The organism is Lentzea kristufekii (genome assembly GCF_033949925.1).
Taxonomy (GTDB): domain Bacteria; phylum Actinomycetota; class Actinomycetes; order Mycobacteriales; family Pseudonocardiaceae; genus Lentzea; species Lentzea kristufekii.
This window is the reverse complement of record NZ_JAXAVV010000005.1, coordinates 1-23,261: the sequence shown is the minus strand read 5'-3', so window position 1 is coordinate 23,261 and position 23,261 is coordinate 1. Positions and strand designations below refer to the sequence as shown.

Genomic DNA, 23,261 nt, shown 5'->3' with positions numbered 1-23,261 from the left:
CCAACCCCCTGCCGGGCATCAGGAAGTAGCCGCGACCAGAGCGGTCATCGTGGCGAGCGTCGTGCGCAGGTCTTCCAGCGAGACCTGCGCACTGACGCGGTTGGCCCACTCGTACTGCGCCTCCCGCAACCGTTCGATGGCGGCGAAACCCTCGGGAGTGGGCCGCACCAGCTTCGCGCGGGCGTGCGTCGGGTTCGGCAGGTACTCCGCCAAACCCTTGTCCACCAACAGGTCCGCGATCCGCTGCACGGACTGCCGCGCCAGTCCCATCTCCCGCGCGATGCCCGAGACGGACAACGGTTCGCGCAGCACCGCGCCGAGCACCTGCCACCACGCCGCGGTCAGGCCGACCGGCTTCGTCATCACCTCGGCCGCGTCGAGGAACGCTCCGTACAGACGGAAGGTCCTCATCACGACGTCGGTCAGCACGTCACCTGATTCAGTCCTGGACACCGGCTCAGTCCTGGACACTCGCCACCAGCTTCCCGAACGCCTCGGCCGTGTCGTCGCGGTTGAACTCGTACCAGGCCTGCAGGGTCCCCGGCGAGAACGTCTCCAGCTCCGCCAGCACCTCGCGGGCGAACTCCAGCGCGGACGCACCGCCCGCCGTGATCACACCGTCGGCGCGCACCACGCGTTCGTCGCGATACAGAGCCGCGCCACCGTAAGAACCAAGTGCTCCAGGAAAGTTCGACGTGTGCGGCACGTCGTCGAGCAGCCCTTCGGCCGCCAGCCCGACCGTCGCCCCGCAGATCGCCGCGATCGGCTTGCCCGCTTCGCGGAACCGCCGCGCGAGCTTCCCGAACGCCGCCAGCTCACCGGTCTCCCAGCCGTCGCCGCCCGGCATCACGAGCATCGCCGCGTCGTCCAGGGACACGTCCCCGATGGTGACGTCCGGCAGCATCCGCACGCCGCCGACCGTGCGGATCGGGTCCGCGGTCAGACCGACCGTCCGCAACTCGTACCGCCCCGGCTGCTGCTGGAACTGCTGCAGGCTCACCTGCGCGGCCACATGGCCGTACTCCCAGTCGGCGAGCTGATCGGCCAGAACGAGGTACACCGTCTGTGTCATGACAGCATCCTGTCGTGAATGACAGGATGCTGTCAACATGGCCGCGAGCTAAGGTCAGCGACATGGCAGACGAGCTGGTCCACTACGAGGTGCAGCGTGGCATCGCGACGATCACGCTGGACTCCCCCCACAACCGCAACGCGCTGTCCTCGCAGCTGCGCCGGGAGCTGAAAGAGCACCTCACCAGCGCGGCGAGCGACGACCAGGTGCGCGTGGTCGTGCTGACGCACACGGGCTCCGTGTTCTGTTCCGGCATGGACCTCAAGGAGGCGGCCGGCGCGAGCGCGGGCGACCAGGGCGTCAACGAGTTCCCCGCGATCCTCGAACAGCTCTGGACCAGCCCGAAGCCCGTCGTCGCCGCGCTGAAGGGCCCGGCCCGCGCGGGCGGCGTCGGCATCGTCGCGGCGTGCGACATCTCCATCGCCGCCACCGCGGCCACGTTCGCGTTCAGCGAGGTCAGGATCGGCGTCGTGCCGGCCGTCATCTCGGTGACCGTCCTGCCGCGCCTGCTCCCCCGCCAGGCCCACGAGCTGTTCCTGACCGGCGAGACGTTCGACGCGCGGCGCGCGGTCGAGATCGGCCTGCTCAACTCCGCGACCGACGACGTCGACGCGGAGGTCCGCCGCTACACGGACATGCTCGCGCTCGGCGCCCCCAACGCGCTCGCGGCCACCAAGGAGATGCTGCAGCAGGAGAGGTCCACGAACCTCGGCGAGGTCTTCGCGGACCTGCTCAAGCTGTCTGCTCAGCACTTCGGCGGCCCGGAGGGCCAGGAGGGCATCGCGGCGTTCAAGGAGAAGCGCAAGCCCTCCTGGGTGCCTGCCGACTAGAACCAGCCGGTGCACTCGATGACGCCCTGCGAGGACCCGCAGGCGCGCATCACCTTGCCGTCGTTCTTGAACGCGTCGGTGTACTTCGCCGAACCCGAGTCGATCCTGGTGTAGCCGAGGAAGCCCTCGTGCCCGTTGGCCGAGGGCTCCTTGCGGTCCGTCCAGATCTCCTCGCCGGGCGTGCCGTAGGAGATGCGGCCCCACGCGCACTTGGACTTGTTCGACGCGCGCAGCTCGACCACACGGCCGTTCTGCATCGTCACGGGGTTGTCGCCGTCGATCGTCTCGAACGGCGTGAAAGGCCCCTCCTGCGAGCAGTCGGGGTCACCGGCGAACGACACCGCCGGACAAAGCGCTCCAACAACCACGACGACGCCGAGCGCGGAGCTCAAGCGGCGGAATTGCGTTCCCATGGAACGGCACTGTCCACTCCGGACGCCATGACCGCAGCCCCAGTCACCGTTCTGTGCGAATCACGCGCACTTTTCGGTCACCTGATTCGGCGGTCTGTTTCGCAGCGTCACGCAGGACCTGCGAGACGGACGGGTCCAGGTCCGCGGGCACGACCAGCACGTACTCGCCCGCGGGCAGCCACGAGAGATCGGTCAGGCTGTCGTACAAAGCGTCCAGGTTCTGCCCGAACCACTCGGGGAAGTCCAAAGCGGCGGCAATGGCCGAGATCGCGGCGGACTTTTCCGAAACGAGAATGTGCCGTTTCACTTTTTCACGTCCACGACGACGAACGACGAATAGTGGTCACCGGTGTAGAAGACTTCCTTCTCCGAACCGGTGACGAGGCGCCGCGCACCCCGGTCGGGACTTCCCGGCGTCGGCACGGTGTACTCCTTGTAGTACCCGGAGTTCTTGGCGGGCAGCCGCTTCTCCCGGTTCTGGAACGTCACGCCGTCGTTGCGCGGGTACGGGAACGGCCCCTTCGCCTCGATCAGCTTCCAGGTCTGGCCGGCCTCGGCGGGCAGCTTCGACAGCGCCTCGATGTCCAGCCCGGAGTTCGCGCCGGGCACGGTCTCGGCCTCCGCCGCGCTCGTGACCACCGGCTTCGTGGTCCCGGGAGGCGGCTCCGAGCTGTTGTCCTTGACGAACCACCCGATGACGACCAGCGCGAGGAGCCCGACCAGCGCGACGGTCAGGCGACGACCAGGGCTCACGCGGCGACCTTCTCCGGCTCGGGCTCGGGTTCCAGCTCGGAACCGGAAGCCGGGTTCTTCGCACCCCAGTCAGCGACCCGGTCGATCAGCCGTGCCACGCCCAGGCAGAGCGGGAGCACCACGATCATCACGACGGGGAACTGCACGGCGACGGGCAGCTGGACGACCCACAGCTCGACCCCGTCCCACCACTGCACCAGCCAGTCCACGCACCTCAGCCTAGTCTCGTGACCGGTGTCACGGCATTTGGCCACGATCCAGGTGGGTATGTTGCGAACCATGTTCGCCGTTTACGCAGCAGAACCCAGTCCTGAGAACCCGCTGGCCTCGCTTCGCGTCGGCGAGCGCCCCGACCCCGAGGTTCCCGCCGGGTGGGTGCGCGTCGCGGTCAAGGCGGCCAGCCTCAACATGCACGACCTGTGGACGTTGCGCGGTGTCGGCATCAAGCCCGAGCAGTTCCCGATGATCCTGGGCTGCGACGGCGCCGGTGTCCTCGACGACGGCACCGAGGTGGTGCTGCACTCCGTCATCGGCGACCCGAGCTGGGACGGCGACGAGACGCTCGACCCGAAGCGCACGCTGCTCACCGAGAAGCACCAGGGCACGTTCGCCGACTACGTCGTCGTGCCGGCCCGCAACGCGCTGCCCAAGCCGGCGGACCTCACGTTCGCCGAGGCCGCCTGCATGGGCACGGCGTGGCTGACCGCGTACCGGATGCTGTTCGTGAAGTCCGGCCTGCGCCCCGGCCAGACGATGCTCGTGCAGGGCGCGTCGGGCGGTGTGTCGACCGCGCTGATCCAGCTCGGCCGCGCCGCCGGGTTCCGCGTGTGGGTCACGGGCCGCACGGAGGAGAAGCGCGCGCTCGCGTCCAGTCTCGGTGCCCATGACACGTTCGAGTCCGGCGCCAGGCTGCCCGAACGGGTCGACGCGGTGTTCGAGACCGTCGGCAAGGCCACCTGGTCGCACTCGATGAAGTCGCTCAAGCCCGGCGGCATCGTGGTGATCTCCGGCGCGACGTCCGGTGACGCCTCCGCGGCCGAGCTCCAGCGGCTGTTCTTCCTGCAGCTGCGCGTCGTCGGCTCGACGATGGGCACCCGCGAGGAGCTGGGCGACCTGATCAGGTTCTGCGCTCTGAACGACCTCAAGCCGCAGATCGGCGCCGAGCTGAAGTTCGAGGACGCAGAGCAGGGTCTTCGCTCGATGCTGGACGGCGACACCGCCGGCAAGATCGTGTTCAGCCGCCCGTAAACAGCACGAAGAGCCAAAAATCGGCTCCCTGATTGGTGGGTCCGGACAAACCGCGTGACAGTTGGCGCGGGCAGTGTGGTGGCCGCCAGCCTTTGCCCCGTCTTCGGTGTTCAGACGGGCGCATCGCGGTGCCGGCCCCGCGCTCTCGTACTGGTTGTACGGGGGCGCGGGGCCGGTGCCGCGAGGCGCCCTGCTGAGCGCCGGAGACGCGGTGAAGGTTGGCGGCCACCACACTCCGTTCGCCCGGTCCCACCAACCAAGGAGCTAGGCATGACCACACAGGGCGTCTTCAGGCGCAAGCCCATCGAACAGATCGCCGAGGACAAGGGCGACGGGCTCACCAGAACACTGGGCCTGTGGCAGCTCACGGCGATCGGCATCGGCGGCATCATCGGCGCGGGCATCTTCTCGCTCGCGGGCGCCGTCGCGAACAAGACGGCGGGCCCGGCCGTGCTGATCTCCTTCCTCATCGCTGGTATCGCGAGCGCGGCGGCGGCGTTCTCGTACGCGGAGTTCGCGGGCCTGATCCCGAAGGCCGGCAGTGCCTACACCTACGGCTACGCGGTGCTGGGCGAGATCGTCGGCTGGTTCATCGGCTGGGACCTGCTGCTGGAGTACACCGCGATCGTGGCGGTGGTCGCGATCGGCATCTCGGGCTACTTCACCGAGCTCCTCAGTCTGCTGAACATCCAGCTGCCGCAGTGGATGCTGGGCGCGCCGGGCACCGAGACAGGGGACGTCGCCGCGGGCACGTACAAGGTGAACCTGTTCGCCGTCGTGCTGTGCCTGTTGATCGCTTACGTGCTGAACATGGGCATGAAGAACGCCGCACGGTTCGAAACCACGCTGGTGTACCTGAAGGTCGCGGTGGTGGCGCTGGTCATCGTCGTCGGCGCGTTCCACATCAACACCGACAACTACAACCCGTTCTTCCCGTTCGGCATCTCGGGTGCGCTCACGGGTGCAGCGACGGTGTTCTTCGCGGTGTTCGGCTACGACGCGATGTCGACGGCGGCGGAGGAGTCCAAGGACTCGCAGCGGCACATGCCCAAGGCGATCATCTACTCGCTCGCGGTGTCGATGGTCCTGTACGTGCTGGCCTGCCTGGTGCTGACGGGGATGGTGAACTACAAGGACGTCGACGCCGAGTCGGCGTTCGCCACGGCGTTCGCCGACGTCGGCCTGCCCGCGCTGGGCATCATCATCAGCGTCGGCGCCATCCTCGGCATCACGACGGTGCTCTTCACGTTCCTGCTGGGCGCGGCCCGCGTCGGCTACTCGATGAGCCGCGACGGCCTGCTGCCCCAGTGGTTCGCGAAGACGCACCCGGTGAAGCACGTTCCGTCGCGCATCACCTGGGTGCTGGGCGTCGCCTCCGCGGTCATCGCCGGTTTCCTGCCGATCGCGGAGGCCGCCGAACTCACCAACATCGGCATCCTGCTGGCGTTCGTCGTCGTCTGCATCGCCGTGATCGTGCTGCGGTACAAGCAGCCCGACCTGCCGCGGACGTTCAGGACGCCGGGCATGCCGGTGGTGCCGATCATCGGCGTGATCTTCTCGATCTGGCTGATCACGTTCCTCACCCCGGAGACCTGGCTGCGGTTCGCGGTCTGGTTCGTGATCGGCCTGATCGTCTACTTCGCCTACTCGAAGCGGCACTCCCTCATGGAGCGTCAGTCCAAGCGGTGACGATCTGGTCGAGGGTGGAGAGCGGCACCGCGCCGCTCCCCACCACCAGGTCGTGGAACGACTTGACGTCGAACCGGTCGCCCAGCTTCGTCTCCGCCTCCGCCCGGATGCGCTGGATCTCCAGGCGCCCCACCATGTACGCGAGCGCCTGGCCCGGCGTCTCGATGTACCTGTCGATCTCCGAGTCGATCTCCGGCGCGGTCATGACGGTGTTCTCCCGCAGGTAGTCGACGGCCTGCTGCCGCGACCAGCCGAACGCGTGGATGCCGGTGTCCACGACGAGCCGCCCGGCGCGCATCGCGTCGAGGCCCAGCATCCCGAGGCGCTGCTCGTCGGACGAGTACAGGCCCATCTCGTCCGCGAGGCGCTCGGTGTAAAGACCCCAGCCCTCCAGGTACGCCTCGATGAACGCGTACTTGCGCATGTTGGGCAGTTCCGTCTCGGAGGCGATCGAGAACTGGTAGTGGTGGCCCGGCACGGCCTCGTGGAACGCCGTCACCTCGGACAGCGTGCGGCTGCGTTCGGTGGCGCCCAACGGGTTCAGCCAGTACGTGCCGGGACGGCTGCGATCGGCCGGCGCGGGCTGGTAGAACGCGATGGCCGACGTGCGCTGCTCCTCCTGCGGCACGGCACGCACCTGGCAGCCGATGCCCGGCATGCGGCCGAACCACTTCGGCGCCTCGGCCTCCGCGCGGGCGATCGCCGCGACGGCGTTCTCGATCATCTGCTCTTCGCTGTCCCACAGCAGCTCCGTGCGCAACCGGTGGAAGATCTCCGGCACGTCCTTCGTGCCCCACAGCCGCGAGCCGATCTCCGCGTACTCCTCGCGCAGCGACGCGATGATGTCGAGCCCGAGCCGGTGCAGCTCGTCAGGCGTGCGGGAGGTCGTGGTGTAGGTGCGGACCAGGTTCGCGTAGTTCGCCTCGCCCTCGGGCAGCCAGCAGAGCCCGGCCTTGTCGTCGTCGCGGCCGTCCTCGATCGACGCCAGCACGTCGCGGAACCCGGCGACGGCGGTGCGGATCTCCGCCGAGTGCGCGCCTTCCCACTCCTGTGCCGGCAAGGCCAGGAACGCGTCCATGCGCTGCACACCGGCCTGGAGGTGACGGCTCAACGGTCGCCGGTCGGAGTCGCGGACCCTCTCGGCGGCCTGCCCGATGTACCGCGGGTACTTGTCGAGGCGCTGGGACACGTCCAGCTTGGAGGAGATCATGAGCAGGCCGTTCACCGGCGCGCTCATGGTCCCGACGGTGTGTTCGGCCAGCCTGGCGTCGATGCGGTCGACGATCGCCCTGCCCTGCTGCTTGATCACCGCGAGCGTGACGGCGTCCTCGGTGTCGTCCGTCTCGGCCCTGTCCACGAGGGCGGCGATCCGGTCGCGGTCGGCCCGCTGGCCCTCGACGCTCAGGTCTCCGAGCCCGTCCTCCCAGCCCGGCACCCCCAGCATCGTGGCCTGCAACGGCGAATAGTCCATCATCGCCTGGAACATCTCATCAGCGAGCGACATCAGGCCCTCCTGGACCAGTCGGAAACGAGCTTGCCGAGCGTGGGCAACGGCACGATGCCGTTCTGCAGCACGAGGTCGTGGAACTCCTTGATGTCGAACCGGTCGCCCATCGCCGCCCTGGCCTCCTCGCGCACGCGCTGGATCTCCAGGCGTCCCACCATGTACGCGAGCGCCTGCCCCGGCGCCTCGACGTACCGGTCGACCTCGGACGAGATCTCCGCGTCGTCCATGGCGGTGTTCTCGCTCAGGTAGTCGATGGCCTGCTGCCGGGGCCATCCGAGCGCGTGCAGGCCCGTGTCGACGACCAGCCGGCCGGCGCGCATGGCGTCGAGGCCCAGCATGCCCAGGCGTGCCTCGTCCGACGAGTACAGGCCCATCTCGTCGGCCAGGCGTTCGGTGTAGAGGCCCCAGCCTTCGAGGTAGGAGTCGATGAACGCGAACTTGCGCACGTTGTGCATGTCGGTCTCGGCGGCGATCGAGAGCTGGAAGTGGTGGCCCGGAATGGCTTCGTGGAACGCCGTCACCTCCGACACCGTGCGGCTGCGTCCGGTGGCGTTCAACGGGTTCACGAAGTACGTGCCGGGACGGGAGCCGTCGAGGGCCGCGTCCTCGTAGTACGCGAACGCGGCGTTGTGGCGGTCGACCTCCGGCACGAACCTGATCTCGCAGCGCGCCAGCGGCAACCGCCCGAACCACTTCGGCGCCTCGGCCTCGGCCCGCGCGACGGCGTCGACCGCGCTGGCGAGCATCTGGTCCTCGTTGTCCCACAACAGGTCCGTGCGCAACCGGCGGAAGATCTCCCGGACGTCGCTGACGCCCCACACCCGCGAACCGATCTCCGCGTACTCCTCGTGCAGCCCGGTGATCAGGTCGAGCCCCAGCTGGTGCAGTTCGGCAGGGCCGTAGGAGGCGGTCGTGTAGTCGCGGACGAGCCTGCGGTAGTTCTCCTCGCCGTCGGGCAGCCAGCACAGGCCGGCCTTGTCGTCGTCACGTCCGGGCAGGCCGAGCAGGACCTCCCGGTAGCGGGCGAACGCCGGGCGCAGGTCCGCGTCGCCCTCCCACTCCTGGCGCGGCGAGGCGAGGAACCGTTCGACGTAGGCCGCGCCGTTCTGCACGTGCCGGCGCAACGGCCTGCGGTCGGTGTCCAGCAACCGTTGCGCGGCCTGCTCCAGGAAACGCGGAACGAGGTGCCGCCGCTGCGAGAAGTCCACCTGGGAGGTCGCCCTGAGCAGGCTCGCGACCGGAGCGTTGACTCCCCTGGACACCGAGTGCTCGACCAGCCGCGCGTCGATGCTGCTGATGATCGACTCGGCCTGGTGCCGGATCACGTCCCGCGAGACCGGGTCCTCGTCGCTGCCGTCGAGGCGGCCGAGGATGCCGGTCAGCCGGGCTCGCAGCGCCTGGTGGCCGTCGACGGTGACATCTTCGAGGCGGTCGTCCCAGCCCGGCACGCCGACGAGCGTGGCGAACAGCGGGTTCCAGTCCATCATCGACTGGAACATCTCATCGGAGAGCGAGGTCACGCCCTCCTTCTTAGCCGCGCGGGAACCGCTCTGCCAAGGAATTGATCGTTTCCGTCAGCTCGGCGCCGATCCGCCGCACCAGCTCACCCGCGGGTTCGGCCGTCGCGAGCGGGTAGGTGGTGCCCGCCCACAGCGACATGACCTCCACCTCACCGGTCGCGCGCACCGGCCTCGTCAGGTGGTGCACGTTCGGGTAAGCGGCAGGCGCGTGCGGGCCCTGCTCGACCATGAACCGGTTCACGAGCCCGCGAGCCGGACGCCCGCTGAACGCCCGCGTGAGCGCGGTGCGCCGGACTCCCTCGGCGAGCGCTTCCCGTTGTGCCGCATTGGTTCCCGCCTCCGGGCAACCGAGGAACGCGGTGCCGAGCTGAGCCGCGACCGCACCCGCCGCCAGCACGGCGGCGACGTCGGCGCCGGTGACCAGGCCGCCGGTCGCGATCACCGGCAGGTCGACGGCTCCGCGCACCAGCCTGACCGCCGCGAGGGTGCCGTACAGGTCGCCGCCGCCGGGCGAGATGCCGTCGTCGACGAACGTGCCGCGGTGGCCGCCCGCGTCCGACCCCTGCACGCACACGACGTCGGCGCCGATCTGCTGCGCCTGCCGTGCCTCGTTGGGGGTGGTGACCGTCACGATGATCGTGGAGCCGGCCGCCTTGAGCCGCTGCATGTCGTCCGCGTCGGGCAGTCCGAAGGTGAACGACACCACGGGCACGCGCAGTGCCAGGACGAGTTCGAGCTTCGCCGCGTAGTTGTCGTCGTCCCAGCGCGGATCGCCGGGTACCGCGCCGACCTTCTCGGCGTAGGACGTGACGCGTTGCACGTACGAGGAGATGTCCGCTGTCGGCCGTGTGCCGGGCGCGAAAAGGTTGACCCCGAACGGTTTGCTCGTGAGCTCGCTCGTGCGCGTGATCTTCTCCGCGAGCTGCTCGACGGTGATGTAGCCGGCCGCGAGGAACCCGAACCCGCCTGCCTCGTTCACCGCGGCGACCAGTTCGGGGGTGGAGGGGCCCCCTGCCATGGGCGCGGCGATCACGGGCACGGCCAGCGTGTGGAACATGAGGACAACCTAGTTGGATCGGGCGGCGAATGCCTGGTGAAGCGCGCTGTGTCCTTGACGACGTGAGAACTGCTCCGGACGGACGTCCGGCGCCACGTCCACTGTGGACGTGGCGCCGACCGGTTCCATCATCTAGGGCAGGGAGTCCAGATGAGGAGCGACCGTGTTGGCGAACTGCCAGTTGTTGGAAGCGTCCCAGTTGATCGACCACGTCATGGCGCCGCGGATGGACGGCCAGGTCGTGCTCGGCTTGAACGTCCCGCAGTTGGTGCCGCGGGCGAGGCAGCTGAGCGCGTTGTTGACGTTGGACGGCGACTGGTAACCGCCACCGGCACCGGACGGCGACGCCGGCAGGCCGAGGCCCACCTGGTCGGCACGCAGACCGGACTGCAGCTGGATGCACGCGAGCGCGGTCAGGAAGTTGACCGTGCCCTGGCTGTGGACCTGCTGGTCGCAGCCGAGCATCGAACCGGAGTTGTAGTACTGCATGTTGACGATCGTCAGGATGTCCTTGGTGGCCAGCGCCAGCTTGAAGTACTCGGCGTTGACGTTCTGCATGTCGATCGTCTGCGGCGCCATGGTGATGACGGTGCCGCCACCGGCGTGGATGGCACGCAGCGCCTGACCCATGTACTGGGCGTTGACGCCGTTCTCCAGGTCGATGTCGACGCCGTTGAAGCCGTAGCTGGAGATCAGGCCCTTGACGCTGTTGGCGAAGTTCGTCGCCGCCGTCGAGTCGCCGACGCTGATCGTGCCCTTCTCACCGCCGACGGAGATGATCACCTTCTGGCCGCGGGCCTGCACGGTCTTGATGTCGGCGCGGAACTGCGCGTCGGTGTAGCCGCCGAGCTGGCTGCTCAGGCCGGGGTCGAGGTTGAACGCGACCTGGCCCTGCACCGCCGTGGCGTCGGCGAACGAGACCGCGATGATGTCGTAGGTGGTGGGGACGTCGGCCAGCCTCAGAGCGCGCGCACCGTTGTAGAAGTTCTGCCAGTAGCCCGTCAGGACGTGCTTGGGCAGACCGGTGTTCGGCGGGTTGCTGGTCGTGGTGGTGGTCGTCGTGGTCGTCGTCGTAGTGGTGGTGGTCGACGTCGTGGTGCTCGTGGTCGTCGGCGGGGTGCCGGGGCCGTCGAGGTTGACGTCGTCGGCGTAGTACGCGGGCTGGCCGTACCAGCCGTGCAGGTAGATCGTGACGCTGGTGGCGCTGCCGGTCGTGAAGTCGACGGTCAGCTGCGAGAAGCCGCTGGTGCCGGGCGTCCAGGTGTTCTTCTCCACGCCACCGGTGACGCCGAGGTAGACGTAGCTGCCCTGCACCCACGCGGACAGCTTGTAGGCCGTGTTCGGTTGCACCGTCACGGTTTGCTGGCACCGTGCGTTGCTCTGCCCGGCAGGAGCGCCCTGCAGTGCGTACGTGCCGGTGCGCTTCGTGCTGTTGGTGACGCTCGTGCCCTCGGTGCAGGTCCAGCCGCTCAGGTTGCCGGCCTCGAAGCCGCTGTTCGCCGCGAGGTTCGCGGCGGCAGCGCTCCCGTTGATCACCAACACCAGACCGGCGCAGGCGATCAGCGCGGACAACAGCGCTATGGCTGCTCGTCTGGTCTTGGACATGGTCCACCTCCACACATCATGCGGCGGCCATGTTGTGAGTGGACTAAAAATGGACTAGACCACTGCGTCCGGTCAAGACCTGGTTTAGCTTGATGCCCGTGTTCACCCTCGAAGACGCCATCACGATCGCCACCGCGGCCCACGACGGGCAGGTCGACAAGTCGGGCCGTCCGTACATCGGACACCCGTTGCGGGTCATGGCGTCCGTGACCGGAGAGCACGAGCAGATGGCCGCCGTCCTGCACGACGTCATCGAAGACACGCCGGTGACAGCGGACGACCTGCTCGCGCGCGGCTGCCCCGCCGCCGTGGTCGACGCCGTCGTGGCGCTGTCGCACCTGCCGGAGGAGCCGCAGGAGGACTACCTGCGGCGCGTGGCCGCGAACCCGCTGGCACTCTCCGTGAAGCGTGCGGACATCAGCGACAACCTCTCCCCCGCCCGCATCGCCCGGCTGGAAGAGGCGACGCAAGATCGCCTGAAGGCCAAGTACGCACGAGCCCTCGGGTTGCTCGACGAGTACGTGAGCTAACTCGCTTCTTCATCGGTACAGGTCGCTTGAACAGGGTGTATTATCGAATCGTAACCAAGATTGGAAGGACGCGATGACCCGCCACGACCTGTCCGTGAAGTCCCTGCGCTCGAGCCTGGCTTCCCGCCGTGCCGCTCGCACGAAGCGCCAGAGCCTGGAGCGGCAGTTGGCCAGCTACACCACCGAGAGCGACCGACTCGAACTGGACGCCATCCTGTCGCGCCACAGCGCGGAGGAGACCGGCGAACTCCGTTCGATCATCAACCGCCAGGCGATGGACCGCTTGATCCGTTCCGCCTGACGAGTACTCCTTGGGCCACCCCGGCAACGTTGCCGAGGGTGGCCTTCGCGTTTCTAGAAGAGCCGCTTGAGGGTCAGGACGTTGTCCTTGCGCATCTCCTGCTGGCCGTCCGGCCCGGTGAGCGGCCGTTCCACCACCTCGTCGGTGATGATGATCCAGTTGTCCTTGAGCGCCAGGTGGTCGAGCACGTCCTTGGTCGTCGGGAAGTAGTAGTCCTGGTGCTCCGACCACGACGGAGCACCCGCATGTCCGCCGATGACCAGGTGGCCGCCCGGCGCCACCGCCTGTGAAGCCCGCTTCAGGATGCTGTTGCGCTCCCCGTCCTCCTCGACCGGCGAGTGCAGGAACTGGGCACTCACGAGGTCGTACAGGCCGTCGGGGAACGTGACCTTGAGATCGTGCTGCTCCACCGAGATCTCGACACCGGCGTCGTACGCGTGCTTCAGCGCCCGGTCGAGCGCGACCTGCGACACGTCGACGCCCAGCACCCGCCAGCCCCGCTTCGCCAGCCAGACGGCGTCGCCACCCTCCGCGCACCCGATGTCGAGGGCACTGCCGGGCGTGAGCCGTTCGGCCTCGCGCACCAGCAACGGATTCGGCTTCCCGGACCAGACCTGGTCCCGCTCCGAGTAGAAGGTCTCCCAGAACTCCTGCGCTGTCGTCATGCTTCCAAGGTGCCGCAGACCGTGCCGTATTGGCAATCAACGTTGCTGGTTCAGCAACGCCAGGTCGTTCAGAACAGGGTCGCGGGCTCAACCGGCTCGGGCTCGGGCAGTGCATCGAGGCCGGGCACCAGCGCTCGCACCTCGTCGTGAAACCGGCGGGCGAGCGCCGGCGCGTCGTTGTTGTCGGGGGTGTGCAGGAACACCGTCGGCGACCTGCCCTCCCGCAGCCAGTCGGCGACCACCGCGGTCCACGACCGCCACCCCTCGACCGTGTCCTCGGCCGAGTCCCGGCCCAGGTAGCGCACGATCGGCTGGTCGGTCAACGCCTGCGTTCGCCGCGGCAACCGCGGTTTCCTGTCCCAGGCCTCCCGCTCGGCCTCGCTGGTCGGCGGGCTCTGGAAGAAGACCGTGGTGTCGAACGGCACCCACTCGGCGTGCGCGCCGGCGAGCGCCCCCTCCAGCAGCGACGTCGCTCCGCCGTCGGTGAAGAACAGCGGGTGACGCACCTCCACGGCGCGCCGGAGGCCGGCGGGCAGCCTGCGCAGGAAGCGGCCCAGGGCGTCGACCTCCGCCGGGCCGAACGAGCCGGGCAGCTGGGTCCACAGGACCGCACGCTCGCCGAGAGGTTCGATCGCGTCCAGGAACGCCCGCATCTCGACCTCGACGCCGGCCAGGCGTCGCTCGTGCGTGACGACCTTGGGCAGCTTGACCACGAACCGGAAGCCGGGGTCGGTCTGCTGTGCCCAGGTCGTGACGGTCTTCCTGGCGGGCGTCGCGTAGAACGTGGTGTTGCCCTCGACGGCGTTGCACCAGCCCGCGTAGGCCCGCAGTCGCTCCCCGGCAGGGTGCGACTGCGGCAGGAACCGCCCGAGCCACGCCTTGTGGTTCCACATCGCGCAGCCGACATGAAGACGCGCCACTGCGCCTACTTCTTGCCCTTCGGCTCATCCGTGGACAGCGCGGCGACGAAGGCCTCCTGCGGCACCTCCACACGCCCCACCATCTTCATGCGCTTCTTGCCTTCCTTCTGCTTCTCGAGCAGCTTGCGCTTACGGGTGATGTCACCGCCGTAGCACTTGGCCAGCACGTCCTTGCGGATGGCGCGGATCGTCTCGCGGGCGATCACGCGGGCACCGATCGCGGCCTGGATCGGCACCTCGAACTGCTGCCTGGGGATGAGCTCACGCAGACGGGTCGCCATGCGCGTGCCGTACGCGTAGGCGTAGTCCTTGTGCACGATCGCGCTGAACGCGTCGACCGTCTCACCCTGCAGCAGGATGTCGACCTTGACGAGCTCCGCGTCCTGCTCGCCGGACTCTTCGTAGTCCAGCGACGCGTAGCCGCGGGTGCGCGACTTCAGCGAGTCGAAGAAGTCGAAGATGATCTCGCCGAGCGGCATCGTGTAGCGCAGCTCGACGCGGTCCTCGGAGAGGTAGTCCATGCCGCCGAGCTGGCCGCGCTTGCCCTGGCAGAGTTCCATGATCGCGCCGATGTAGTCGGACGGGGCGATGATGGTGCACTTGGTGACGGGCTCGTAGACCTCGGCGCGCTTGCCCTCCGGCCAGTCGGACGGGTTCGTCACGACGTGCTCGGTGCCGTCTTCCATGACGACGCGGTACACGACGTTCGGGGCCGTGGAGATGAGGTCGAGACCGTACTCGCGCTCCAACCGGTCGCGGGTGATCTCCAGGTGCAGCAGGCCGAGGAAGCCGCAGCGGAAACCGAAGCCCAGCGCCGCGGACGTCTCCGGCTCGTAGGTGAGCGCGGCGTCGTTGAGCTGCAGCTTGTCGAGCGCCTCGCGCAGCTCCGGGTAGTCGGAGCCGTCGACCGGGTACAGGCCCGAGTAGACCATCGGGCGGGGCTCGCGGTAGCCGGCCAGCGGCTCCGTGGCGCCCTTGCGCTCCGACGTGACGGTGTCGCCGACCTTGGACTGGCGCACGTCCTTCACACCGGTGATCAGGTAGCCCACCTCGCCGACACCGAGGCCCTGGGACGGCTTGGGCTCCGGCGAGACGATGCCGACCTCGAGGATCTCGTGGGTCGCGCCCGTCGACATCATCTTGATGCGCTCGCGCGGCGTGATCCTGCCGTCGACGACGCGGATGTAGGTGACGACGCCGCGGTAGGTGTCGTAGACCGAGTCGAAGATCATCGCGCGGGCCGGGGCGTCGTCCTGGCCGACCGGGGCCGGAACCTTCCGCACGACCTCGTCCAGCAGCGCCCCGACGCCGAGACCGGTCTTCGCCGAGACGCGCAGCACTTCCTCCGGCTCGCAGCCGATGATGTGCGCGATCTCCTTCGAGTACTTGTCCGGGTCCGCGGCGGGCAGGTCGATCTTGTTCAGGACCGGGATGATGGTGAGGTCGTTCTCCATCGCCAGGTACAGGTTCGCGAGCGTCTGCGCCTCGATGCCCTGCGCGGCGTCGACCAGCAGCACGGCGCCCTCACAGGCCTCCAGTGCGCGGGACACCTCGTAGGTGAAGTCGACGTGCCCAGGCGTGTCGATCATGTGCAGGACGTGGTCCTGCCCCTCGAGCTGCCACGGCAGGCGCACGTTCTGCGCCTTGATGGTGATGCCGCGCTCGCGCTCGATGTCCATGCGGTCGAGGTACTGGGCACGCATCGCCCGCGCTTCGACCACGCCGGTGAGCTGCAGCATCCGGTCGGCCAGGGTCGACTTGCCGTGGTCGATGTGCGCGATGATGCAGAAGTTCCGGATGAGCTCCGGCGGCGTGAAGGTCGTGTCGGCGAACGAGGTCAAGGCAGTCCTCAGCAAAAAATCGGACGGGTGTCCCCTTATGGTCCCATAGTGGCCGGCGTGCTCTGCACCACTAGGGTGCGTCCGTGCAAATGAACGGTGAAGACCCCCGCCCGGCCAAGGGCGCGGTCCGCGAGATCTTCGACGCGGCACGGGCCGCCAAGCTGGACTACGCCCCCACCATGGACGGCGACGCCGACCCCGGTGAGGTCGTGTGGGCGTGGGTCCCCTTCGAGGAGGACGCCACCCGCGGCAAGGACCGTCCACTGCTGGTCGTGGGGCATGCGGACGGCGATCTCGTGGCGCTGATGCTCTCCTCGAAGGAGCCGCGCGACGACTTCCTGGAGCTGGGCGCGGGCGCCTGGGACCGCGACGGCCGCCCGTCGTACCTGCGCCTCGACCGCGTCTTCGCCCTCGACTCGGACGACGACATCCGGCGCGAGGGTGCCGTGCTGGCACCCGCCGCCTTCGGCCAGGTCGTGGACGCCCTACGCGAACGTCACGGCTGGCGCTGAACGAACGCACGCCACGCGGGTGCGCTGAAGCTCAGCGTGCCCGCGTCGGCGTTCTTGGAGTCACGAACGAGTACGTCCTGAGCGAACGACACTTCGACGCACTCGCCGCCCTCGGTCGCTCCGCTGTAGCTGCTCTTACGCCAGACGCGGTCCCCGGCCATCGAATTCCTCTCGCGGTGGGCTGACGTACTCCGCCAGCTTCGTCCGCGATTGTCCCGCATCCAACGCGACTCGCTCCAGGTGATCGAAGAGGAGCCTGGTCCGCGCGATGGCACCCGGGTCCTGCACGAACACGTTCACCAGGTCGGCCTCGCAATAGACCACCGGCGCCGACTTCTCGTACGACCACAACACGCAGCCCGACGAGGGCACCACGACGTCCGCAGGCACGATCCGGATGTCCTGCGCGCTGAACAGCAGCTTGGCGTACTGGTCCTCCATGATCCGGTCGTCGCCGACCTTCTGCCGAAGCGCCAGCTCGTGCACGAAGAACACGCAGGTCGGCCGATCGTGTCGGCGAAGGATCGCCTGCCGCTCGATGCGGAACCGCACGAGGTTCGGGATCCGCTCCTCCGCGACGAAGCCGCCCAGCCGGTACAGGGCATCGGCGTACTCCGACGTCTGGACCAGCCCAGGTATGCCCCGCGAGGAGTAGCTGGTGAGCGTCGCCGCCGTGGACTCGGCGAACGCAACCGTGCGCAGCTCCTCGTTCACCTGCACCACGTACTCGTCGAAGGCGTGCTTGTAGCGCCTTCGGAAGTCCTCGAAGAAGTCGATGTCCTTGCCGCACATCGTCAGGAACTGCACCAGGTCGATCTCACTGGCGCGCGCCTTGCCCTTCTCGATGTTGGTCACCTTGCTCGGGTGCCAGCCCAGCCGCACGGCCATGTGGGCACCGCCCAAGTCCGTGCAGGACTCTCGAAGCCGACGGAGCTCGTCACCCAAAGCCCTGCTGCACGCGGTGGATGTGATCACACTCATAGGGCCGACGCTAGGGATTGCAGTCGGTCCAATGAAGGCGCTCATTCGGGTGAAAACAACCTACGCAAGGCGCGTGATGTCGACCGTCACCTCCAGCGCCGTGGCCGCTCCACCCGAGTAGATCCCCTTCAACGGAGCCACGTCCGCGTAGTCACGCCCGAGCGCCACCCAGATGTGCCGTGGCCCGACCGGCATGGCGTTGGTCGGGTCGTACCCCCACCACCCGCCGGTCCACGCCTCGATCCACGCGTGCGACTCGCCACGCACCGTCTCCCGCAGCGCGCCGTCCTTGTTCGTGTGCAGGTACCCGGACACGTACCGCGACGGGATCCCCATGCCGCGCAACAACACCAGCGTCAGATGCGCGAAGTCCTGACACACGCCCTTGCGCTCGTGCCACGCGTCCACGGCCGAGCTGTGCACGCCGGTCGAACCCGGCTGGTACTTCAGCTGCTCCCACACCCACTGCGAGGCGGCCAGCACGGCCTCGGACGGCGTCTTGCCCTTCTTGAGCTCACGCGCCTTGGCCAGCAACTCACGGTTGCGCGGCGTGTAGCGCGTCGGCTCCAGAAACTCCGTGTACCGGTCGAGGACGTTGTCCTCGCGCATGTCCGCCCACGTCCCCGTGGTCACCGGCTCGATCACGTCGCTCGTCTCGACCACCGACGACGCGACGACCTGCAGTTCCTTGTGTGGCGCATGGAGGTCGAACGACGTGACCTCCGTGCCCCAGTAGTCCGTGTATCGGTACGCACGGGTCGCCGGCGTGGTCTCGACTCGTGAGACCACCACGTTCTGACGGCGGTCACCGCGCGGTGTCAGCCGTGCCTCGTTGTACGACTGCATGACCGGTGCCTCGTACTGATAGCCCGTCGTGTGCACGACACGCACTCGCCAGCTCATGGTCAGCCCACCTCGGTGTTCGTCCAGGCGACCCACGGGGACACGTGGAAGTACTGCTGCGACACGGCCTCACCGACGTCACGCACGGTCTTCTGCAACGCCGAAAGACGTTTCGGCAGGTCGGGCAGCAAGTCGTGCGGCCTCAAGAACTCCAGGTCGCTCCGTGCCTTGCCGAGCAACCGCAGCGCCTCCGCGCGCGCACCGACGCGCACGGACGGTTGGTTCTCCAACTGCTCCAGGCACGACTCCGCCTGCCTCAGCGCGTGGAACACCGACCGCGGAAACAGCCTGTCCAACAACAGGAACTGCACCACTCGCGACGCGTCCAACGCGCCGCGGTACGTCCTCAGGTACGTGTCGTGCGCACCGGCCGACCGCAGAACCGTGACCCATCCAGGCGAAGACGCCTTGTCCCCCACCCGAGCCAGCAGCAGTCGCACGATCATGTCGACGCGCTCGACCGACCGTCCCAGCACGAGGAACCGCCACCCGTCGTCCCGTGACATCGTGGAGTCCGCGAGCCCGGCGAACATCGCCGCCCGCTCCTCCACAAAGCTGAAGAACGCGTGCGGCCCCATCGTGCGCGCGTAGGTCTGCCGTTCGGCAACGGCGTTCCACATCGTGTTGAGGCACTCCCACATCTCGGTCGACACGACCTCACGAGCGCCACGCGTGTTCTCGCGCGCGCTGTTGACCGACGACACGATCGAACTGGGGTTGTCCTTGTTGTACGCCACCAGTTCCGTCAACGACCACACGTCGAACTGGTCGGCACCCTCCGGAGGTGTGATGCCCAGAACCGTCAGCAACTGCCGTGACGTGGCATCGGGGTTGACGGTCGCGTCCTCCAACAGCTGATGGACCGAAACATCCAGGATGCGCGCCGTGTCGTCCGCCCGTTCGACGTAGCGGCCGATCCAGTACAGCGACTCAGCGTTGCGTGCCAGCATTTCGCGCCTCCCTACTGCTGCTGTTGTTGTTGCTGCTGGGACGTGGTCAGCTCCGGCCCTTGCTCAGCCGCCGCGACCTCCATTTCGGACGGACCGGCGAGCCCGGGCTCCGCCAGCTCCCGCTCCTGCGTGGACGACTTGGCCGCCAACACCCACGTGTCCTTGGACCCACCGCCCTGCGACGAGTTCACGATCAAACTGCCCTCCGGCAACGCGACCCGCGTCAACCCACCCGGCAACACGAAGATGAAGTTGCCGTCGTTCACCGCGAACGGCCGCAGGTCCACGTGCCGGGGCGCCAGCTTGTCGCCGATCTTGGTCGGCACCGTGCTCAGCTGCACCACGGGCTGCGCGATCCACCCGCGCGGGTTGGTCTTGATCCGCTTCCGCAGCGAGTTGAGCTCCCTGACCGTCGCGTCCGGCCCGAACACGATCCCGTACCCGCCAGAGCCCTCGACGGGCTTCACCACGAGCTCGTCGAGGTGGTCGAACACGTGCGACCGTTCCTCGGAGAGCCAGCACCGGAACGTGTCAACGTTGGGCAGCAACGGCTTCTCGCCGAGGTAGTACTGCACGATCTCCGGCAGGTACGTGTAGACGAGCTTGTCGTCCGCCACCCCGTTGCCCACAGCGTTGGCGATGACGACGTTGCCCGCCCGCGCCGAGTTCAGCAGCCCCGCGATGCCCAGCACCGAGTCAGGCCGGAAGTGCACGGGATCCAGGAAGTCGTCGTCGATGCGCCGATAGATGACATCGACCTGCCGCTCCCCCTCGGTGGTCCGGAGGTACACGAAGTTGTCGCGGCAGAACAGATCCCGCCCCTCGACCAGTTCCACACCCATCTGCCGAGCGAGCAACGAGTGCTCGAAGTAGGCCGAGTTCCCGAGCCCAGGCGTGAGCACGACAACGTTCGGGTCCGCGGCGTTGGGAGCGGCAGCGTTCCTCAAAGCCCTGAGCAGATGAACCGCATAGTCCCCCACCGCGCGCACACGATGCCGCGCGAACAGGTCAGGAAAGACCCGCGCCATGGTCCGCCGGTTCTCCATGACGTACGAGACACCACTCGGACACCGAAGATTGTCTTCGAGAACCCGGAACGTCCCCTGCTCGTCCCGCACGAGGTCCACGCCCGAGACGTGGATGCGCACCCCGTTGGGCGGCGTGATGCCGGCCGCCTCCCGGTGGAAGTGCTCGCAGCTCGTGATGAGACGCCGGGGCAACACTCCATCCCGGACGATCTGCGCGTCGCCGTAGATGTCCGCGAGGAACATCTCCATCGCCCGCACCCGCTGAACGATGCCTTTCTCGAGCTTCGACCACTCAGTCGCGGTGATGATCCGGGGAATCAGGTCGAGCGGGAACGGCCGTTCCTGGCCACTGAGCGAGAACGTGATGCCCTGGTCCACAAAGGCCCGGCCAAGAGCTTCACTGCGCGCGTTCAGCTCATTGACCTGCGAGGGAGCCACCGACTCGTACAGCGCGCGGTAAGCACTCCGCACCCCGTTGTCCGTGGAGAACATCTCGTCGTAGGCACCGGCATGGGGGCGTGCGGGATTCAGATAGCCGTTGAACAGCTCACCGAGCCTCGGCGTGGTGACCGTGCGGCTGCGGCGCAGTCCTGAGGTGCGGGCTCGGTGCTCCATGGTCCACATCTTCACCCTGTTCAGGCCGTTTTCCCACTAGTCCGACCGGACAGAAACCTCCCGGAAACGAAACTCGGTACTTTCCAGGCGTGAGCTCAGCCGAACCGCCCTCCCGCATGACGCTTGAACGCGTCATCCAGCTCGGCATGCCCGTCACCGAACTATCGGTGAGTACGCGGATGGAGGAAGGCCTGCTGATCCAGGTGAACAGAGGCCTGTACCTCTACGCGGACACCGGCGAGCTGTTCGACGGCGATGCCTACATGACCTTCCTTCGCGGATACACCAAAGCCCTGGAGGTGTCGCTGCCGGGCGTGATCGCGAGAGCCACCGGCAGCACGGTGGCCCTCTCCAACGGACTCAGCCTGAACGTCCACACGAGGCCGATCACCACGCTCGGAGTCTGTGACTCGCGCGGCGTCCCGTTGCTCATCTCGGCGAGCGAGGGCGGCAGCATCCGGCTCTGGGACGTCCGCACCGGCGAGCAGCGACGAGTCGGCCTGCAGCAGAGCCCCACGACCTCGCTGGTCACCTACTTCGGGCCCGATGGGAAACCGCGCATCGCGGCCGGAGGCCCCGAGGGTTCGCTGTACATCTGGAACCCACAGCTCCCCGTCAGCCCGCGGATCGGCCGGGTGGCGACGCGCGGGTTCAACGATCGCGTGGCCGTACAGGACCTTCTCGATCGAAGCGCGCTCGTGTCCGCGCTCGCCAACGTCCTCGAACCAGGAGAAGGCCCCACCGTGATCACGGTGGAGGGGGCTTGGGGCTCGGGCAAGAGCACGGTGCTGGAGTTCGTCCGCGCTGCCCTCGCCACGGACGCCGACAAGACCACGCGCGGCTCACGGCTGACGGTGTTCGCTGCGGACCGCATGTTGTACCGGCCACCGGTGCGCGACTTCGAGAAGACGCTGAAACGGACAGTTCAAAGCAGGAAGAACGCCGACAAGCCGTTGGTCGCGTCGTTCAACCCGTGGCGGCACCAGTCGAGCGAACAGGTCTGGGCCGGCCTGGCGAAGACCGTGATCGCCGCCGCCGAGTCCGCGCTCACGCCGGACCTGAACGCCAAGGAGCGGTACTGGTTCGCGAACAACGCCCACCGGGTGGACCGCAGGCACCTGCAGCGCCAGCTGTGGAAGCGGATCTACTCGCCGCTGTTGTCCTTCGCCGGCCTCGGCTTCGGCCTCTCGCTGCTCGGGGCGCTGACGAAGCTCAACGTCACCTGGTCGTGGTGGACCACCGCGGGGCTCGCCGCACTCGGTGTGCTGCACACCGCCCGCCGGTACTTCTTCAGCCGTGCGTCGGCGTTCCTGCCGGGTGAGCTGTTCGCCGGACCGGTCACCAGCAACGCGTTCGCGGCCGCCGGCACCGACCCGTTGATCCGCGACCCGTACTACAACGCGCGATCCGGCCACCTGTACCTCGTGCAGCACGACGTCAAAGCGGTACTGGACGACCTGGCGGGGCGGGGCTACCAGCTGGTGCTGCTGATCGACGACCTGGACCGGTGCGTGCCGAGCACGACGGCCCAGGTGTTCGAGGCCATCAACGTCTTCCTGTCCGACGACTTCCCCGCCACGAGGTTCGTGCTGGGCCTCGACTCGTCGGTCGTCGCCTCCCACGTCGACCACGCCTACAAGGAACTCGCCGACGCGAAGGTCGTGGCACACCCCGACGATCCGAGTCCGGGGTGGACGTTCCTGCGCAAGCTCGTCCAGCTCCCGGTGCGGCTACCCCGCACGACCGAGGACAACGTGGACCAGGTGCTGCTCGCCCAGCTCGGCCCGGTGCATCGGGAGGAGCAGCCGGCTGAGCTCTCCGAATTCACCTTCACCGGCCGGTCGATGCCCGACTATCTCGCCGAGGCGGAGGACGAGCAGATCGTCATCGCGATCGAACGACAACCCCTGGTGCGCGACCACCTGCGCCGGCGGCTGATGGCCCAACCCGAGCAGTCGGTCCGCGAGGAGAAGCGGCTGCTCAACGTCTGGCAGTTCTACCTGCGAGTGCTGGCTTCCGCGGACGTGGACCAGGCGTGCCATCTGGTCGTCGTTGCCGAGATCGCGGTCAGGTGGCCCGCCTACCTGCACCGGTTGCGTGGCGCGTGGGTGAACCTGGCCGACGCGGTCGAAGACGACGTTGAGTGGGGCGCGACGATCGCCAGGCTCGGATACGGCTATGGCGACCGCAAGGCAGCGGCGAACCTGCGGAAGCTGCTGCAGGACTGCAACGCGCGTGCGGTCGCCGACCTGGCCAACCGGCTGTTCTAGAAACAGCCCTTCAGACTTCTGCCTGACGGGCTTTGCACCTGGTCGAAAACG

The 23,261-nt window shown here is 67.9% G+C and carries 25 protein-coding genes; 7 read left to right on the top strand and 18 right to left on the bottom strand.

The features are described from left to right. Nucleotides 1-18 precede the first annotated feature (18 nt). Nucleotides 19-453, bottom strand: a complete 435-nt coding sequence (locus tag SK571_RS11565; protein WP_319984054.1) for a MarR family winged helix-turn-helix transcriptional regulator — start codon at nt 451-453, stop codon at nt 19-21. Nucleotides 454-457: 4 nt separating this feature from the next. Next, the gene (locus tag SK571_RS11560; protein WP_319984053.1) at nt 458-1,072 is read right to left on the bottom strand and encodes a DJ-1/PfpI family protein; all 615 of its coding nucleotides are present in this window, start codon (nt 1,070-1,072) and stop codon (nt 458-460) included. A gap of 62 nt (nt 1,073-1,134) precedes the next feature. Between SK571_RS11560 and SK571_RS11555 the strand changes: the two genes are divergently transcribed. Further along, the gene (locus SK571_RS11555; protein ID WP_319984052.1) at nt 1,135-1,902 is read left to right on the top strand and encodes an enoyl-CoA hydratase family protein; all 768 of its coding nucleotides are present in this window, start codon (nt 1,135-1,137) and stop codon (nt 1,900-1,902) included. Here SK571_RS11555 and SK571_RS11550 read toward each other — a convergent pair. The 4 genes from SK571_RS11550 to SK571_RS11535 are packed head-to-tail and all read right to left on the bottom strand — an operon-like array spanning nt 1,899 to nt 3,277. Further along, the gene (locus SK571_RS11550) at nt 1,899-2,315 is read right to left on the bottom strand and encodes a hypothetical protein (RefSeq protein ID WP_319984051.1); all 417 of its coding nucleotides are present in this window, start codon (nt 2,313-2,315) and stop codon (nt 1,899-1,901) included. The two genes, SK571_RS11555 and SK571_RS11550, sit on opposite strands and share 4 nt — an antisense overlap. A 43-nt stretch (nt 2,316-2,358) precedes the next feature. Continuing rightward, nucleotides 2,359-2,622, bottom strand: coding sequence for a barstar family protein (locus SK571_RS11545; protein ID WP_319984050.1), 264 nt, complete (start codon nt 2,620-2,622; stop codon nt 2,359-2,361). Continuing rightward, on the bottom strand, nt 2,619-3,068 hold the full coding sequence (locus SK571_RS11540; protein ID WP_319984049.1) for a ribonuclease domain-containing protein: 450 nt from the start codon (nt 3,066-3,068) through the stop codon (nt 2,619-2,621). The genes SK571_RS11545 and SK571_RS11540 overlap by 4 nt, the downstream gene beginning before the upstream one ends. After that, nucleotides 3,065-3,277 carry a hypothetical protein gene (locus tag SK571_RS11535; protein ID WP_319984048.1) on the bottom strand — a complete coding sequence of 71 codons (213 nt, stop codon included), beginning with the start codon at nt 3,275-3,277 and terminating at the stop codon, nt 3,065-3,067. Before SK571_RS11535 ends, SK571_RS11540 begins: the two co-directional genes overlap by 4 nt. A 70-nt stretch (nt 3,278-3,347) precedes the next feature. Here SK571_RS11535 and SK571_RS11530 point away from each other — a divergent pair, with 70 nt between their 5' ends. After that, the gene (locus tag SK571_RS11530) at nt 3,348-4,316 is read left to right on the top strand and encodes a zinc-binding dehydrogenase (protein ID WP_319984047.1); all 969 of its coding nucleotides are present in this window, start codon (nt 3,348-3,350) and stop codon (nt 4,314-4,316) included. A 270-nt stretch (nt 4,317-4,586) separates the two neighbouring features. Beyond that, a complete protein-coding gene (locus tag SK571_RS11525) occupies nt 4,587-6,005 on the top strand; it encodes an amino acid permease (RefSeq protein WP_319984046.1) in 1,419 nt (472 codons plus the stop codon). Here the strand turns inward: SK571_RS11525 and SK571_RS11520 are convergent. From SK571_RS11520 to SK571_RS11505, 4 genes are all read right to left on the bottom strand, one after another. Next, nucleotides 5,980-7,509 (bottom strand): DUF885 domain-containing protein, encoded by a 1,530-nt coding sequence (locus SK571_RS11520; protein ID WP_319984045.1) that lies wholly within the window; start codon nt 7,507-7,509, stop codon nt 5,980-5,982. The two genes, SK571_RS11525 and SK571_RS11520, sit on opposite strands and share 26 nt — an antisense overlap. Next, on the bottom strand, nt 7,509-9,032 hold the full coding sequence (locus SK571_RS11515) for a DUF885 domain-containing protein (protein ID WP_319984044.1): 1,524 nt from the start codon (nt 9,030-9,032) through the stop codon (nt 7,509-7,511). Before SK571_RS11515 ends, SK571_RS11520 begins: the two co-directional genes overlap by 1 nt. Before the next feature lie 10 nt (nt 9,033-9,042). Next, entirely contained in the window at nt 9,043-10,089 is a 1,047-nt protein-coding gene (locus SK571_RS11510; protein WP_319984043.1) for an NAD(P)H-dependent flavin oxidoreductase, read from the bottom strand. Between the two features lie 132 nt (nt 10,090-10,221). Continuing rightward, nucleotides 10,222-11,694, bottom strand: coding sequence for a chitinase (locus SK571_RS11505; RefSeq protein ID WP_319984042.1), 1,473 nt, complete (start codon nt 11,692-11,694; stop codon nt 10,222-10,224). 98 nt (nt 11,695-11,792) lie between these two features. On the opposite strand from SK571_RS11505, the gene SK571_RS11500 reads away from it, so the two are divergent. Both SK571_RS11500 and SK571_RS11495 read left to right on the top strand, forming a co-directional pair. Next, on the top strand, nt 11,793-12,224 hold the full coding sequence (locus tag SK571_RS11500; RefSeq protein ID WP_406601968.1) for an HD domain-containing protein: 432 nt from the start codon (nt 11,793-11,795) through the stop codon (nt 12,222-12,224). Nucleotides 12,225-12,297: 73 nt separating this feature from the next. Then, a complete protein-coding gene (locus SK571_RS11495) occupies nt 12,298-12,525 on the top strand; it encodes a hypothetical protein (protein WP_319984040.1) in 228 nt (75 codons plus the stop codon). A gap of 53 nt (nt 12,526-12,578) precedes the next feature. On the opposite strand, the gene SK571_RS11490 is transcribed toward SK571_RS11495, so the two are convergent. The 3 genes from SK571_RS11490 to lepA form a co-directional block, all read right to left on the bottom strand. Further along, nucleotides 12,579-13,190 carry a class I SAM-dependent methyltransferase gene (locus tag SK571_RS11490; RefSeq protein WP_319984039.1) on the bottom strand — a complete coding sequence of 204 codons (612 nt, stop codon included), beginning with the start codon at nt 13,188-13,190 and terminating at the stop codon, nt 12,579-12,581. 68 nt (nt 13,191-13,258) lie between these two features. Next, nucleotides 13,259-14,083, bottom strand: a complete 825-nt coding sequence (locus tag SK571_RS11485; protein ID WP_319984460.1) for a DUF72 domain-containing protein — start codon at nt 14,081-14,083, stop codon at nt 13,259-13,261. A 32-nt stretch (nt 14,084-14,115) separates the two neighbouring features. After that, the gene (gene lepA, locus SK571_RS11480; protein ID WP_319984038.1) at nt 14,116-15,951 is read right to left on the bottom strand and encodes a translation elongation factor 4; all 1,836 of its coding nucleotides are present in this window, start codon (nt 15,949-15,951) and stop codon (nt 14,116-14,118) included. An 89-nt stretch (nt 15,952-16,040) separates the two neighbouring features. Between lepA and SK571_RS11475 the strand changes: the two genes are divergently transcribed. Then, the gene (locus tag SK571_RS11475; protein ID WP_319984037.1) at nt 16,041-16,463 is read left to right on the top strand and encodes a type II toxin-antitoxin system PemK/MazF family toxin; all 423 of its coding nucleotides are present in this window, start codon (nt 16,041-16,043) and stop codon (nt 16,461-16,463) included. Here the strand turns inward: SK571_RS11475 and SK571_RS11470 are convergent. Genes SK571_RS11470 through SK571_RS11450 form a run of 5 tightly spaced genes read right to left on the bottom strand, consistent with a single transcriptional unit; the run spans nt 16,448 to nt 20,940 of the window. Next, a complete protein-coding gene (locus SK571_RS11470) occupies nt 16,448-16,624 on the bottom strand; it encodes a DUF397 domain-containing protein (protein WP_319984036.1) in 177 nt (58 codons plus the stop codon). The two genes, SK571_RS11475 and SK571_RS11470, sit on opposite strands and share 16 nt — an antisense overlap. Continuing rightward, nucleotides 16,599-17,444 (bottom strand): helix-turn-helix domain-containing protein, encoded by an 846-nt coding sequence (locus SK571_RS11465; protein ID WP_319984035.1) that lies wholly within the window; start codon nt 17,442-17,444, stop codon nt 16,599-16,601. Before SK571_RS11465 ends, SK571_RS11470 begins: the two co-directional genes overlap by 26 nt. Before the next feature lie 60 nt (nt 17,445-17,504). Next, a complete protein-coding gene (locus tag SK571_RS11460; RefSeq protein ID WP_319984034.1) occupies nt 17,505-18,347 on the bottom strand; it encodes a transglutaminase family protein in 843 nt (280 codons plus the stop codon). Between the two features lie 2 nt (nt 18,348-18,349). Continuing rightward, a complete protein-coding gene (locus SK571_RS11455) occupies nt 18,350-19,297 on the bottom strand; it encodes an alpha-E domain-containing protein (protein ID WP_319984033.1) in 948 nt (315 codons plus the stop codon). An 11-nt stretch (nt 19,298-19,308) separates the two neighbouring features. Further along, nucleotides 19,309-20,940, bottom strand: coding sequence for a circularly permuted type 2 ATP-grasp protein (locus tag SK571_RS11450; protein WP_319984032.1), 1,632 nt, complete (start codon nt 20,938-20,940; stop codon nt 19,309-19,311). 89 nt (nt 20,941-21,029) lie between these two features. On the opposite strand from SK571_RS11450, the gene SK571_RS11445 reads away from it, so the two are divergent. Beyond that, nucleotides 21,030-23,210 carry a P-loop NTPase fold protein gene (locus SK571_RS11445; protein ID WP_319984031.1) on the top strand — a complete coding sequence of 727 codons (2,181 nt, stop codon included), beginning with the start codon at nt 21,030-21,032 and terminating at the stop codon, nt 23,208-23,210. Nucleotides 23,211-23,261: the final 51 nt, after the last annotated feature.